The sequence below is a fragment of the Nonomuraea sp. IBHARD001 genome (assembly GCF_056106265.1).
Genome location: NZ_JBWBBW010000002.1, coordinates 7692508 through 7706685, shown reverse-complemented (window position 1 = coordinate 7706685; position 14178 = coordinate 7692508). Strand labels below are relative to the sequence as shown.

The following is a 14178-nucleotide window of genomic DNA, read 5'->3' as shown; positions in this document are numbered from 1 at the left end:
CGGTTAGAGTCGAACCATGACCTGGCGACATTGATCCTCCCCTGAGTCGAGCCTGGCGAGACGGCTTTACGCCTACTCCTTCCTCGACGACCTCGTTCTGCTGTATCCCGTGTACGCGGTGCTGTTCGCCGGGCACGGTCTTTCGGGCGCGGAGATCTCCTCCCTGTTCGCGATCTGGTCGGTGACCTCGTTCGTGCTGGAGGTGCCCTCCGGCGCGCTGGCCGACGCCTTCTCGCGTCGCGCGCTCGTCGTGGCGGCCCCGGTGCTGACGTCGGCCGCGTTCGCCCTGTGGACGCTGCACCCTTCCTACGCCGCCTTCGCGATCGGTTTCGTGCTGTGGGGCGCGGGGGGCGCGCTGCGTTCGGGCGCGTTGCAGGCCCTGGTGTACGAAGAGCTGGCCAGGCACGGCGCCGAAGGCTCCTACGCCCGGCTGATCGGCAGGTCGGAGGCGCTCGGCGGCACCGCCGTGCTGGTCGCGACCGCGCTCGCCGCACCCGTGCTCGCCTGGGGCGGCTACCAGGCCGTCGGTCTCGCGAGCGTCGCCGCGCCGCTGCTGGCCGCCGCTGTCGGGCTGACCCTGCCGGGCGGGCGCGGCGCCTCCGACGAACGCGAGGGCTACCTCACCGTGCTGCGGGCCGGTTTCGGCGAGGTCAGAAGCACGCCGGGTGTCGGCAGGCTGCTCGTCCTGGTCGCGGTGATCAGCGGCGTCGACGCCCTTGAGGAGTACACCGCGCTGCTCGTCGCCTCGATCGGCATCGGGCCCGCGCAGGTGCCGCTGTGGGTGTTCGTGGTGACGCTCGGCATGACGACGGGCGGCTGGTTCGCCGGACGGGGCGCCAGGTTCGCCGCGCCCTGGCTGGTGGTCGCCGCGGTGTGCCTGGCCGTGGGGGCCGCCGTCCGGCACCCCGCCGGGCTCGTCCTGGTCGCGGTGGCGTTCGGCGTCGTCAGGTGGGCCATCGTGGTGGCCGACGCACGGCTGCAGGAGCGGCTCGAGGACCGGTCGAGGGCCACTGTCACCTCGATGGCCGGGTTCGGCGTCGAGGTGATGGCGCTGGTCGTCTTCGCCGGATACGGGTTCGGCTCGCTGTGGCTGGCGCCGTGGGTGCTGTTCGCGGTCGTGGCGGCGCCGTATCTGGGGCTGGCGGTGGCCATGCGGCGGCGGAAGTGAGGAAAACCTCGCCGGTTCGGACAGGCCGACGAGGCTTTCCCCCCAAGAACCAGGAGAGGTCATGCCCCTCTCCCGTCCCGTCTATTCGGGCTGTGACCCACCCGTCACCACTTCGCGTCCTCGCCGTGCCCACAGCCGCCTGGCCGCCGGAACCAGCAACGCGAGTACGGCCAGCACGAGCAGCACCACGGCCGTCGTACTGCCCAGCAGGGTCATGGGGTCGCCCGCGCCGATGGCCAGCGCCCTGCGCAGCTGGATCTCGGCCATCGGCCCGAGGATCATGCCGATCACCGCGGGCGCGATCGGCAGCCCGAACCTGCGCATGGCATAGCCGAGCAGCCCGAGCACGTACAGCACGACCAGATCGACGGCCGAGCCGTTCAACGCGTAGACGCCGAGTGCGGCGAACAGCACGATCCCCGCGTACAGGTACGGCCTCGGCACCCGCAGCACACGGGCCCACAGGGGGGCCAGCGGCAGGTTCAGCACCAGCAGCATCGTGTTGCCGATGAACAGTGAGGCGATCATGCCCCACACCAGCGCCGGGTTGTGGTCGAACAGCTGCGGCCCCGGCTGCAGGCCGTACTGCTGGAAGGCGGCCAGCATGATGGCGGCGGTCGCCGAGGTGGGCAGGCCGAGGGTGAGCAGGGGGACGAGTGTGCCCGCAGCGGAGGCGTTGTTGGCCGCCTCGGGCCCGGCCACGCCCTCGATGGCGCCCTTGCCGTACTCCTGTGCGGCGATGCCCTTGGCCAGGCGCTTCTCGGCCGCGTACGACAGGAAGGTGGGGATCTCCGCGCCTCCGCCCGGCAGCGCGCCGAAGGGGAAGCCGAGAGCGGTGCCGCGCAGCCACGGCCGCCACGAGCGCGACCAGTCGGCCCGGCCGAGGAAGGCACGCCCGACGGGCACGATCTCGGGCGCCGCGTGCCGCAGCCGCGAGGCGACGTAGAGCGCCTCCCCGAGTGCGAACAGCCCCACCGCGACGATCACCACGTCGATGCCGTCGAGCAGTTGCGGTATGCCGAGGGTGAGCCTGGCCTGCCCGGTCTGCTGGTCGATGCCGATCAGCCCGATGACCAGGCCGAGCCCGAGCGAGGCCAGCCCCCTGACGACCGAACGCGACAGCACGGCCGACACCGCCGTGAACGCCAGCACGGCCAGCGCGAAATAGTCGGCGGGACCGAAGCCGATCGCGAACTCCACCACCAGCGGCGCCGCCACGACCAGCAGCGCGGTGGCGATGGTCCCGGCGACGAACGAGCCGATCGCGGCCGTGGCCAGCGCCTGCGCCGCCCGGCCCCGCCTGGCCATCTTGTTGCCTTCGAGCGCCGTGATCATCGACGACGACTCGCCGGGCGTGTTGAGCAGGATGGAGGTGGTGGAGCCGCCGTACATGCCGCCGTAGTAGATCCCGGCGAACATGATGAAGGCGCTGGCCGGTGGCACGGTGAAGGTGATGGGCAGCAGCAGCGCCACCGTCATCGCGGGCCCGATACCGGGCAGCACGCCGACCAGCGTGCCGAGCGTGACGCCGACGAGCGCGTACAGCAGGTTGACCGGGGTGAGCGCGGCGGCGAAGCCGTCCATGAGCAGGCTCAGCGACTCCATCTCAGATCACCCCTTCGAGCAGCCCGGCGGGCAGGGTGACGCCCAGCCCCTTGACGAAGGCCAGATGGGTGCCGACGCCGAGCACGACGGCCAGCAGCGCGGCCCTGCCCTTGCGTTCGGCGCCGAGTGCCACCGACAGGCCGAAGAACAGCAGCGCGGAGGCGATGATCCAGCCGAGTGTGCCGAGCAGGGCGGTGAAGGCGAGGAAGACGGCGCTGACCAGGCCGACGCTGCGCCAGTCCGCGGGGGCGTCGGGGTCGACGTCCTCGCTCTCCTCGGGGTCGCCGTGGCCGCCGCGCAGCACGTCCACGACGTAGAGCAGGCCGATGACGATCAGCGAGCCGCCGACCAGCACGGGGAAGAAACGGGGACCGAGGCCCAGGGTGGAGGCGGCGGTGGTGACGTCGAGCGTGCCGACGACGACGAACACGCCCAGCGCCAGCACGACAAGGGCCAGGCCCAGCTCGGGACGCCACCGGCGGCGCGCGTCCCTCGCCGGGCCCGTCGCATCAGGAACGGACATCAGGGAAAGAGCTCCAGCTGTAGAAGTACGACATCAGGAGACCAGGCCCATCTCGGCGATGATCGCCTTGACCCTGGTCTGCTCGGCCGCGAGGTAGTCGGCGAACTGCTGACCGGTCTGGAAGGAGTCGATCCAGCCGTTCTTGGCCACGGCGTCCTTCCACGCCTGGGAGCCGTGCATGGCGACGACGGCGTCGGTGAGCGCCTTCTTGGCCGCCTCGTCCAGGCCGCCGGGTGCGACCATGCCGCGCCAGTTGGCGAGTTCGACGTCGAGGCCGCCCTCCTTGAGCGTGGGGGCGTCCACACTGGCGATCCTGGCGGGGGAGGAGACGCCGAGCGCGCGCAGCTTGCCGGACTTGACGTGCTCGGCGAACTCGCCGACGCCGGAGACGCCGATCGAGACCGTGTTGCCGAGCAGGGCGCTGAGCGCCTCGCCGCCGCCCGAGTGCGCGATGTAGTTGACCTGCTTGGGGTCGACGCCCGCCGCCTTGGCCATCAGCCCGGCCAGGATGTGGTCGGTGCCGCCCGCCGAGCCGCCCGCGACCGAGACCTTCGCCGGGTCGGCCTTCCATGCGGCCGTCAGATCGGCCAGCGTCTTGAACGGGGAGTCGGCGGGCACGACGACGATCTCGTACTCCTCGGTCAGCTTGGCGATGGGTGTCGTCTCGGCCAGGGTGACCTTGGACTTGTTCTGCTCGATGGCGCCGACCATGACCAGGCCCATCGTCATCAGCAGGCCGCCGTTGCCCTTCTCGCCGGCGAGCTGGGCCAGGCCGATCGTGCCTCCGGCGCCCGGCACGTTGAACACCTCCACCTTGCGGTCGGGTGCGACCGCCTTGAACGCCTGCTCGGCGGTTCTGCTGGTGGTGTCCCAGCCGCCGCCGGGCGCGGCGGGTGCCATGATGCGCAGCGCGCTCGCGGTGGTGCCCGCCGAGTCGGCGCCGCAGGCGGTGAGCGCGAGCGCGGCCGCGGCGGCCAGTGCGGCGATGGTCGTGAGACGCATGGGTCGCTCCAGGTGGGGGGTGGTTCACATTCGTGTGGCATGGATCGTGAAGCCCCTGCTACCGGGAGTCGATGCTTTTTGTGATTGGCGTCGTAATGGTCGTATTGGTCATAGTGCGGGCAACCCCGCTGTGACCTCACGCTGGTTGCATGGCATCGGTGAGACTCGGTACCCAGCTCTTCGTACTCCAGATGGTGATCGTGCTGGTCGCCGCAGGGGGCACGGCCGGGGTGTGGGCGAAACACGCGAGGGGCCTGCTGGACGCGCTGCACCAGCAGCGGGCGCTGGCCATCGCCCAGTCGGTCGCGGGCCTGCCCGGCGTGCGCGACGCCTTCGACGCCGCGGACCCGGCCCTGCTGCTGCAGCCGATCGCGCTCGGCGTGCAGGACGCGACGGGCGCCGACTATGTCGTGATCGCCAACAGGCACCAGATCCGCTACGCCCATCCCAACCCGCAGATGATCGGCAAGCGGCTGTCGACCGACGGCTCGGAGGTGCTGACCAGCGGCGAGACGTGGGTCGGCACCGAGACCGGCACGATCGGCACCACGGTCAGAGGCAAGGCGCCGATCTTCGACGACGACGGCAACGTGATCGGCCTGACCTCGGTCGGCGTGCTGGAGAAGACGGTCGCCGAGGAGCTCGGCGACGCGCTGCCGCCGCTGCTGTGGACGGTGCTCGCCGTCCTGGTCGCCGGTGGCGGCGCCGCCGCGCTGATCGCCCGCAGGGTACGCGACCAGACGTTCGGCCTGGAGCCCAGCGAGATCGGCGCCCTGCTCGAACAGCGCGAAGGCGTGCTGCACGGCGTCAAGGAGGGCGTGCTCGCACTCGACCTCAACGGCAGGGTCACCCTGGTCAACGACGCGGCACGCGAACTGCTCGGCGACGTCGGCGACCGGCTGGCCGACATGCCGGTCTCCGACCGCATGCGCGACGTGCTCGGCGGCGCCGACCCGGGCGTCGACAGGATCGTGCTGCACGGCGACCGCGTCCTCGTGCTCAACCGCACCCCCGTCTCGGTCCGCGCCAGGCACACCGGCTGGGTGGTCACCCTGCGCGACCGCACCGAGCTGGTACGGCTGGCACAGGAGCTCGACCATGCCAGCAGTACGACCGAGGCGTTGCGGGCGCAGGCGCACGAGTTCGCCAACCGCATGCACACGGTGATCGGCCTGCTGGAGCTCGGCGAGCACGAGGCGGCGATCGGCTTCATCACCAGCACCACGCACTCGCCGTACACGGCCGACATCCGGGCGCGGGTCGCCGATCCGACGCTGGCCGCGCTGTTGCTGGCCAAGTCGGCGGAGGCGGCCGAACGCGGGGCCTCGCTGGTGCTGGCCGCCGACACCGAGGTGCCCGAAGGGTCGATCGGCGATCCTCAGGACGCCGTGCTGGTCGTGGGCAATCTGGTGGCCAACGCGCTGGACGCCCTGGGCGGGCAGCCGGGCCGGGTGGAGGTGTCGGTGCGGGCCGATGCCGAGGGGCTGCACGTCAGGGTCGGGGACTCCGGGCCCGGCATCACGCCCGATCTGGTGGAGGAGGTCTTCAGGGAGGGGTTCACCACCAAGGCGGCGCTGTCGGGGCCCAGAGGGCTCGGGCTGGCGCTGACCAGGCAGGCGTGCCTGCGCAGGGGCGGCTGGGTCCGGGTGCACAACTCGGGCGGCGCGGTGTTCACCGCCCTGCTGCCGGTGCCACGGGCGGCGAAGGTGTCGTCATGATCAAGGTACTGGTCGTCGACGACGACTTCATGGTGGCCAGGATCCACGGGGGCTATGTCAGCAGGACTCCCGGTTTCGAGCTCGTCGGCACCGCGCACACCGGCGTCGCGGCCATCGAGGCGGCAGGGGAGCTGGCGCCCGACCTGGTGCTGCTGGACATCTACCTGCCCGACCTGTCCGGGCTCGAGGTGCTCAAGGCGCTCGACGGCGTCGATGTCATCATGATCAGTGCGGCTCGCGACGTGTCCACGGTCAGGGCGGCCATGCGTGGCGGCGCGGTGAACTACCTGATCAAGCCGTTCACCCAGTCGGCCCTGACCGAGCGGCTCGCGCAGTACCTGCACACGCGCCGCCAGTTCACCGCACTCGGCCCCGTGGCCAGGCAGGACGACATCGACCGCCTGTTCAGCGGAGCCGCCGCGGGCCGCCCCCAGGCGCAGCCCGGTCGGCAGGCGCCCCTGCCCAAGGGCCTGTCGGCCGCGACGTGCGCGCTGATCGCCCAGGCGCTGCGCGACAGCGAGGGCGACCTGTCGGCCGTCGAGGCCGCAGCGGTGACCGGGCTGTCACGGGTGAGCGCCAGGAGATACCTGGAGTACCTCTGCGCGATCGGCCGGGCGGAACTGCGCCCCCGGTACGGCACGGCCGGACGGCCCGAGCATCGGTATCGGTGGGTGCGGGGGTGAGGCGCGGGAGGCGTGAAGAGGAATCGGCTCGGGACTGCTTTCGTCCGGCGGCTACCGGCGGGTAGCTCGGTGAGCAATTGCGCGACAGGACATGCGCTATTGCAGGGTATGTGGCCGACTTGTGCACATTACCGTGACAAATCATGACCGGAGTGTCCTAGGGTTTACCTCAAGCTGACCAGGAGGAGTTGGGGGCGTGCGCAACGCCGGAAAGTCGATCGACCCGCCGACCGACCCGTTCGCCTCGGTGCCGCTTCCCATGGGCGATCCCGTGGCGAGGCCCCAGTCGCCGGGTCTGCCGCCCGGCGTCTCCCCTGACATCTTCGGCGCGACCCGTCCCTCCGAACGCGGGATGGAGGGCGGCCAGGGCACCGCGCTCCCGCCGGTCGCGCCCCCTCCCCAGCCGTGGCCCATGACCGAGGCCCAGCGCGAGGTCCCGGCCCCGCCACCGCCTCCCGTCTTCGGCCTGCCCGAGCCTTCGCCCAGGCCGCCGATGACGATGCCGGAGCCGCCGCGCCGAGGCAAGGGACGCGTGTTCCTCGTCCTGCTCGTCGTCCTGGCCGTGCTCGCCGTACTGGCCTATGTGGTGCCCGCCGTGATGATGTCGGGCGCGGTGCTGCCCGGCACCAGGGTCGCGGGCGTGGACATCGGCGGGCTGACCGCCACCCAGGCGGCCGACAAGCTGCGCGACGAACTGGCTCCCAAGATCGAGGAGCCGATCACGGTCGAGGCCGTCGGCCGCAAGCAGACCATCTCGCCCGAGGAGGCCGGGGTCGAACTCGACGTGGTGACCACGATCGAGCAGGCGCCCAGCGGTTTCCCCGGCCCCGCCGACGTCTGGCGCGCGCTGACCGGCACGGTGGACCTCGAACCGAAGCTCTCGGTCGACGAGGCGGCCCTGACCAGGACCGTCGAACGCCTGGCCGAGCAGGTCGACAGGCAGGCACGCGAGGGCAGGGTCGGCTACAAGGGCCTGACCCCCGTGACCGTGCTGCCCAGGGAGGGCCTCGTCCTGGACCAGGACGGCGCCGCCGAGGCCATCAGGAACGCCTTCACCGACGGCACGGCATCGGTCAAGCTGCCGGTGCGCACCGACCGGCCCAAGACCACCGAGGCGGGTGTGAAGAAGGCGGCGCAGATGGCCGCCCAGGCGCTGTCGGGCCCGATCACGCTCACCAAGGGCGGCAGGCAGGCCCAGATCCCGGTCGCCACCCTGGCCGCGCACCTCACCTTCGTCTCCGACGGCAAGGGCGGCCTCGAACCCAGGTTCGACGCCAAGGAGGCGCTCGCCGGGGTCGAGGACGCGCTCGTCGACGCCACCCAGGCCCCGCGCGACGCCACCTACGACATCGTCGGCGGCAAGCCCGAACTCGTCCCGGCCCGCAAGGGCAGAGGCGTCGACGACAAGAGGCTGGCGGCCGACGTCGCCGAGGTCGTCGCCACCGGGGGCGAGCGGACCATCGAGGTCTCCTTCGCCATCGTCAAGCCGAGGGTGACCGACAACGAGGTGCGCGAACTCGGCATCGTCGAGAAGGTCGGCTCCTTCACCACCAGGCACGACTGCTGCGAGGCCAGGGTGACGAACATCCACAAGATCGCGGACATGGTCGACGGCTACCTCGTCAAGCCCGGCGAGACGTTCTCCATCAACGAGGTGGTCGGCGAGCGCACCTCGGCCAAGGGCTTCCTGCCCGCGGGCCAGATCGTCGGCGGCAAGATCGAGGACGGCGTGGGCGGCGGCGTCTCGCAGTTCGCCACCACGATGTACAACGCCGCCTTCTTCGGCGGGTTCGAGGACATCGCGCACACCGCCCACATGTTCTACATCTCGCGCTATCCCGCCGGCCGTGAGGCGACGTTGTTCTGGCCGAACATCGACCTCAGATGGCGCAACGACTCCGAGTACGGCGTGCTGGTGAAGACCTCCTACACGGCCACGTCGATCACCGTCACGCTGTGGAGCACCAAGCGATACGAGATCACCCATCTGGCCTCGCCGTTCTACAACGTCACGCCGTTCAAGACCGAGACGTCGAGCGAGCCCGACTGTCACGCCATGGCGGGCGGCAACGGCTTCACGGTCGACATGACGCGCATCTTCAAGCAGGACGGCAAGGAGATCAAGCGCGAGAAGAAGACGACGGTCTACCGGCCGCAGCTGAAGCTGGTCTGCGAGTAGGCGCTCAGCCCGGGACGATGCTGAGGATCTTGTCGTCGTCCTCGCGGGCCGAGCCGCGGCCGTCGTGGTTGCTGGTGCCGAACCAGAGTGAGCCGTCGGGTGCGAGCGCCACCGCGCGCAGCCTGCCGTACGTGCCGTCGTAGTGTGCCTTCGGGGTGGTGGCGCGGCCGTCGCTCAGCGGGATCTGCCAGAGGCGCCGGCCGCGTAGTCCGGCCATCCACAACGAGCCCGCAGCGTAGGCCAGGCCGCTGGGGGAGGCCTCCGACGTGGGCCAGGTGGCGATCGGGTCGATGTAGGCGGGGTCGCCGCCCTTGCCCTCGACCTCGGGCCAGCCGTAGTTGCCGCCCGCCTTGATCTGGTTGAGCTCGTCGAAGGCGTTGGCGCCGAACTCCGATGCGAACATCCGGCCTTCGGGGTCCCAGGCCAGGCCCTGGACGTTGCGGTGGCCGTAGGAGTAGACACGGGTGCCGAACGGGTTGCCCGGCGCGGCCTCGCCGTCCGGGGTCAGGCGCAGGATCTTGCCGCCGAGCGAGTCGCGGTCCTGGGCCATCGGCCGGTCGCCCACCTCGCCGGTGCTGGCGTAGAGGAAGCCGTCCGGACCGAAGGCGATCCTGCCGCCGTTGTGGATGCCCGCCTTGGGGATGCCGTCGAGGATCACCGTGGGCGCGGTGAGGCCCTGGTCGGTGAGACGGTACCTGACGATCCTGTTGTCGGCGTCGGCGGTGAGGTAGACGAAGACGTAACCGTCGTCCGCGTGCTTCGGCGAGACCGCGACCCCCATCAGCCCGCCCTCGCCCCCCGGCCGCACCCCCTCGACGACGCCCACCTCCCGCGTCGTCCCGTCCGCCCCCACCCGCACCAGCCTGGCCGAGTCGCGCTCGCTCACCAGCGCGTCCCCCGAAGGCAGGAAGGCCACCCCCCACGGTACGGCCAGCCCCTTGGCCACGACCTTGGGCGGGCCCGGCGACGTCGGCGACGTCGCAGGCGTGGACGTCGCGGGCGGCCCGGCGCCCGGGGTGACCCCCTGCCCGACCTCCTCCGCCGGCGCCGCCGAACACCCCACACCCGCCACCATCACAACCGCCACACACCACACCGGGATTCTCCTCATACGCTCCATACTGCCCCCGACGCCGGGAGGTTCCCATCCGGGCGCGGTGCGGGCGGCGTTGGGGTGGGAGGCGGAGTTCTGCTGGGGGAGCGTGGGGGAGGGACGGGGCCCTGTGCCTGCGGGGGTGCTGGGGGTGGCGGGAGCCGTAGCGGGGCGGGGGGGAAGATCCGCATCTAAGGTATGGGGCATGAAGATCTGGGTGCCGTCCGAGGGTGTGGCGGGTGTGCTGGAGGACCTGCCCGATGTCGAGTGTGTCGTGTACGACGGCAGGGGTGAGGTGCCCGACGGGGCCGAGGAGGCCAGGATCTGGGTGCCGCCGTTGATGACGCCGCCGGGTGTGGAGCCGTTGCTCGGCCGGATGGGCAAGCTGGAGCTGCTGCAGACCGTCACCGCCGGGGTCGAGCCGTACCTGCCGCATCTGCCCGACGGTGTCGTGCTGTGCAACGCCAAGGGGGTGCACGACGCGGGCACCGCCGAGTGGGCGGTCGGGGCGATGATCGCGGTGTTGCACGAGTTCCCGGCGTTCGGGGCCGCCCAGGCCGAAGGGCGATGGAGCTACCGGCACACCGGCGTGCTGGCCGACGCCACCGTGCTGATCGTCGGCTACGGCTCCATCGGCGCGGCGCTCGAACGCAGGCTCGACGGCTTCGAGGTGGACGTCGTCCGGGTGGCGAGCACGCCGAGGGAGGGGGTGCACGGCCAGGACGACCTGCCCGCGCTGCTCCCGAAGGCCGATGTGGTCGTGCTGCTCGTGCCGGCGACGCCCAGTACGAGGGGCATGGTCGACGCTGCGTTCCTGGCCCGGATGAAGGACGGTGCCGTGCTGGTCAACGCGGCGCGCGGCGTGGTCGTCGACACCGGCGCGCTGGTCGCGGAGTTGCGTTCGGGGAGGCTGCTGGCCGCGCTCGACGTCACCGACCCGGAGCCGCTGCCGCCCGGTCATCCGCTGTGGAGCGCGCCCGGTGTGCTCATCACCCCGCATGTGGCGGGAAGCACGCCCGCGTCCGAGCGCAGGGCCAGACGCCTGGTGCGTTCGCAGGTGCTCAGGCATCTGGCGGGCGAGCCGCTCAAGAATGTCATCGCCCACTCGTACTGATCGTCTTCGAGGGCCGAATCACAGGACGGCATCTGGCCGGGAATCTGGCGAAATGCGAGTGTCGTGGTGAATGGATCGGCACGTTTCCAGGCTTACTGAATCCGGAACGTGGCTACGTCGTGACCTTCGGTGCGTACCGTAATCGAGTACCGACGGTGTCGTGACCGGGGCCCTTCGCGCTACCGCTCCGCGTCAGGGCGATCGCAGGACATGTGGTCTGTGTGGTTATCAGATCGGTGACGATCTCCTGTGTTGTCAACACGCGCGCCTTCGGGAGCGCACACACTGACGATGTGAGCTGTGGCCGTCACAGCCGACGTAGGTCGACATTGAATGGGCAACGACATTGATCCGCTGGCGTGATCCACGGGCACCGCTGGCCGCCGCCGCAGGCGTCGGTGTGGCCGGGCTCGCGGCTGCTCTGGTCGCAGGGGCTCCCGCCGTGCTCACCGGCACGGTGGCCGGGGTGCTGACCGCGCTGCTCGCGGCGTTCTCGCTGCTGCTGGCCGGGCGGCGGATGGAGTCGCCCACCCACCGGGCGGCGACGCGCTGGCTGGCGTCGGGCTCCATCGTGTGGCTGGTCGGCCTGGGGCTTCGGCCCGTCGCCGCCTCCGCCGCCTTCGTGGTGAGCTTCGCCGACCTGCTCGTGCTGGTGGGCGCCGGGCTGCTGGCGTTCGGCTGTGCGACGCTCGCGGGCGCCTCGCTCAGTCCACGCGCGCTGCTGCGTCAGCTCACCGACGCCTATCTCAGTGCGGCCTCGCTCTTCCTGATCAGCTGGGTGGTCGTGCTCAGGCACCTGCACGGCGAGGTCGGGCAGTCGACGACGTTCACGCTGACGCTGCTCGCCCCCATGATCTGCCTGCTGCTCACCTGCCTGGTCGGCGCCACCGTCGTCACCACGCGCTCGTCCGCCTGGCCGATCGGCCTGGCCGGGCTCGGCGTGCTCGCGGCCACCACGGCCGGTGAGATGGCGCTCGCCCTGTCCAGGCTGGGCGACGGCGACCCCGCCGCCTCCGGCCTGATGCTCGCGCCCGTCGCGTTCCTGCTGCTGGCCGCCGTGCCGTGGAGCGGGCGCACCTCCCGGGTGCTGGACGCGGCCGACGAGGAGTCCAGGCCGCCGACCGGTCCCGTCGCCTCGACGCTGATCTCGGTGCTGCCGCTCGTGCTGGTCGTCGCCGCCACCTGTGTGCTGGCCGTGCACCTGGTCGGGGCCGGGCAGGTCGCCACCGTCAGCGGTGTGGTGGTGGTCGCCGCCTCGGTGATCCTGGTGCTGGCCGTGCGCCTGTTCGTCCTGCTGACCAGCCATGCCCGCATGCGTCACCTGGTCGCGCTCGGCGACAGGCAGTTGCGCGAGCTCGCCGAGAGCACCGGCGACGTCGTGCTCATGCTCGACACCGAGGGCGTCGTGCACGAGATCGGCTCCGGCGTCGAGGTCACCTACGGCTACCGCCCCGACGACGTGGTCGGCGGCTCGATCTTCGACTACATCCACCCCGAGGACGTGCCCGGACTGCAGGCGGCGCTGTCGGCGATGTCGATCGAGGCCGAGCATCCCGAGCCGGGCGCCTGCATGATCGCGTGCCGGGTCCGGGCGGCCGACGGCACCTGGCGTCCGACCGAGTCGGTCGCCACCAGGCACGTCCACGGCGAGGACCTCCTGCTCGTCACCACCCGTGACGTCAGCGACGAGGTCGCCCTGCGCAACCAGGTCGCGCACCTGACCTTCCACGACGGCGTGACCGGCCTGCCCAACCGGGCCTACTTCGAGGAGCGCACCCGGGAGGTCGTGGCGGGCAGGGCCGGAGGTCGCACTGCTGTGATCTTCCTTGACCTCGACGGGTTCACCGGTGTCAACGACTCGGTCGGACACGCCAGCGGCGACTACCTGCTCGGCCAGGCGGCACGACGCCTGCGCTCGGCCGTACGCAGCGACGACACGCTGGCCCGCTGGGGCGGCGACGAGTTCGCCGTGCTCGTCGAGACGGGCACCGAGGCGCAGAGCGTCGTCGACCTGGCCGAACGGCTGGTCAGGGCGGTCTCGCAGGAGCCCTTCCGGGTGGCCGACCGCGACATCGCGCTCACCGCGAGCGTGGGCGTGGCCTTCTCCGAGGACGGCATGCCGTCGGGCGACCTGATCCGCAACGCCGACGTCGCCATGGCCAGGGCCAAGGAGCTCGGCGGGCGCAGGGTCGAGGCGTTCGAGGCGCACATGCACGCCGACGCCGTACGCAGGCTGGAGCTGGCGGCCGATCTGCAGCGGGCGCTGATGGAGGGGCAGTTCGCCGTGGAGTACCAGCCGGTCGTCGACCTGGCCACCTCACGGGTGACCGCGGTTGAGGCGCTGGTGCGCTGGTGGCGGGGTTCCACCTTCGTGCCGCCCGAGCAGTTCCTGGGCGCGGCCGAGGACACCGGCCTGATCGTGCCGCTCAGCGAGTGGATCCTGCGCGAGGCGTGCCGGGAGGTGGCCGCCTGGCGGGCGTCGTCCTGGGACATCGGCCTGTCGCTGAACCTGTCGGCCAGGCAGATCACCGCACCGCGTTTCGTCGAGACCGTCTCGTCCGCGCTGGAGGAGAGCGGGCTGCCGGCCTCGGCGCTGACCCTTGAGGTCATCGAGGAGATGCTGGTCGAGGATGCCGAGGAGACGATCGGGCGGCTCTCGGAGCTGCGGGCCCTGGGCGTGCGCCTGGCCATCGACGACTTCGGCACGGGCTACGCCTCGCTCGCCTTCCTCAGGCAGCTCCCGGTCGACATGATCAAGATCGATCCCTCGTTCGTCTCCGGGCTCGGCCGTGACGAGACGCTGACGCTGCTCACGCGCACGATCGTCAGGCTCGGCCACGACCTCGGGCTCATCGTCGTCGCCGAGGGGATCGAGCGTCCCGAGCAGCTCGAACTCCTGCGGGAGATGGGCTGCACCCGTGGCCAGGGCTACCTGGTGGCCAGGCCGATGGCGGCCAGAGGGGTCGACTCGCTCATGCGGACGAGCTTCTCCATGCCGTCCGTCTCCTGAGCGACAGGCTCGCCGCCTTCCGTCTCCTGAACGACACATCTCGTATGGTGAGACCGTGATTCCACCAGGTTGACACTTCGGCC

Annotated in this window: 10 protein-coding genes; 6 read left to right on the top strand and 4 right to left on the bottom strand. The window is 71.2% G+C overall.

Annotation, left to right across the window (positions count from 1 at the left end):
• Positions 1-109: 109 nt before the first annotated feature.
• Positions 110-1168, top strand: a complete 1059-nt coding sequence (locus tag ACTWNK_RS36650; protein WP_474309498.1) for an MFS transporter — start codon at positions 110-112, stop codon at positions 1166-1168.
• An 81-nt stretch (positions 1169-1249) separates the two neighbouring features.
• On the opposite strand, the gene ACTWNK_RS36645 is transcribed toward ACTWNK_RS36650, so the two are convergent.
• Genes ACTWNK_RS36645 through ACTWNK_RS36635 form a run of 3 tightly spaced genes read right to left on the bottom strand, consistent with a single transcriptional unit; the run spans position 1250 to position 4298 of the window.
• Entirely contained in the window at positions 1250-2773 is a 1524-nt protein-coding gene (locus ACTWNK_RS36645; protein WP_474309497.1) for a tripartite tricarboxylate transporter permease, read from the bottom strand.
• A gap of 1 nt (position 2774) precedes the next feature.
• Positions 2775-3296 carry a tripartite tricarboxylate transporter TctB family protein gene (locus ACTWNK_RS36640; protein ID WP_474309496.1) on the bottom strand — a complete coding sequence of 174 codons (522 nt, stop codon included), beginning with the start codon at positions 3294-3296 and terminating at the stop codon, positions 2775-2777.
• Positions 3297-3329: 33 nt separating this feature from the next.
• Entirely contained in the window at positions 3330-4298 is a 969-nt protein-coding gene (locus ACTWNK_RS36635; RefSeq protein WP_474309495.1) for a tripartite tricarboxylate transporter substrate binding protein, read from the bottom strand.
• Between the two features lie 149 nt (positions 4299-4447).
• Between ACTWNK_RS36635 and ACTWNK_RS36630 the strand changes: the two genes are divergently transcribed.
• The 3 genes from ACTWNK_RS36630 (at position 4448) to ACTWNK_RS36620 (ending at position 8878) form a co-directional block, all read left to right on the top strand.
• Entirely contained in the window at positions 4448-6016 is a 1569-nt protein-coding gene (locus ACTWNK_RS36630) for an ATP-binding protein (RefSeq protein WP_474309494.1), read from the top strand.
• Positions 6013-6699: a response regulator gene (locus ACTWNK_RS36625; protein ID WP_474309493.1), complete on the top strand. Its 687-nt coding sequence runs from the start codon at positions 6013-6015 to the stop codon at positions 6697-6699. Before ACTWNK_RS36630 ends, ACTWNK_RS36625 begins: the two co-directional genes overlap by 4 nt.
• Positions 6700-6895: 196 nt before the next feature.
• Complete coding sequence (locus ACTWNK_RS36620; RefSeq protein ID WP_474309492.1) at positions 6896-8878, top strand: VanW family protein; 1983 nt, start codon at positions 6896-6898, stop codon at positions 8876-8878.
• Positions 8879-8882: 4 nt separating this feature from the next.
• Here the strand turns inward: ACTWNK_RS36620 and ACTWNK_RS36615 are convergent, their stop codons facing one another.
• Entirely contained in the window at positions 8883-9989 is a 1107-nt protein-coding gene (locus ACTWNK_RS36615; protein ID WP_474309491.1) for a PQQ-dependent sugar dehydrogenase, read from the bottom strand.
• A gap of 187 nt (positions 9990-10176) precedes the next feature.
• Here ACTWNK_RS36615 and ACTWNK_RS36610 point away from each other — a divergent pair, with 187 nt between their 5' ends.
• Together ACTWNK_RS36610 and ACTWNK_RS36605 are read left to right on the top strand one after the other, a co-directional pair.
• A complete protein-coding gene (locus ACTWNK_RS36610) occupies positions 10177-11085 on the top strand; it encodes a 2-hydroxyacid dehydrogenase (RefSeq protein WP_474309490.1) in 909 nt (302 codons plus the stop codon).
• A gap of 346 nt (positions 11086-11431) precedes the next feature.
• Positions 11432-14095: a putative bifunctional diguanylate cyclase/phosphodiesterase gene (locus ACTWNK_RS36605; protein ID WP_474309489.1), complete on the top strand. Its 2664-nt coding sequence runs from the start codon at positions 11432-11434 to the stop codon at positions 14093-14095.
• Positions 14096-14178: the final 83 nt, after the last annotated feature.

Excerpts from the sequence above, each read along its gene's own strand:
- ACTWNK_RS36640 (WP_474309496.1), bottom strand. The coding sequence starts at position 3,296 with ATGTCCGTTCCTGATGCGACGGGCCCGGCGAGGGACGCGCGCCGCCGG.
- ACTWNK_RS36610 (WP_474309490.1), top strand. The coding sequence starts at position 10,177 with ATGAAGATCTGGGTGCCGTCCGAGGGTGTGGCGGGTGTGCTGGAGGAC.
- ACTWNK_RS36615 (WP_474309491.1), bottom strand. The coding sequence starts at position 9,989 with ATGAGGAGAATCCCGGTGTGGTGTGTGGCGGTTGTGATGGTGGCGGGT.
- ACTWNK_RS36625 (WP_474309493.1), top strand. The coding sequence starts at position 6,013 with ATGATCAAGGTACTGGTCGTCGACGACGACTTCATGGTGGCCAGGATC.
- ACTWNK_RS36630 (WP_474309494.1), top strand. The coding sequence starts at position 4,448 with ATGGCATCGGTGAGACTCGGTACCCAGCTCTTCGTACTCCAGATGGTG.
- ACTWNK_RS36635 (WP_474309495.1), bottom strand. The coding sequence starts at position 4,298 with ATGCGTCTCACGACCATCGCCGCACTGGCCGCCGCGGCCGCGCTCGCG.
- ACTWNK_RS36645 (WP_474309497.1), bottom strand. The coding sequence starts at position 2,773 with ATGGAGTCGCTGAGCCTGCTCATGGACGGCTTCGCCGCCGCGCTCACC.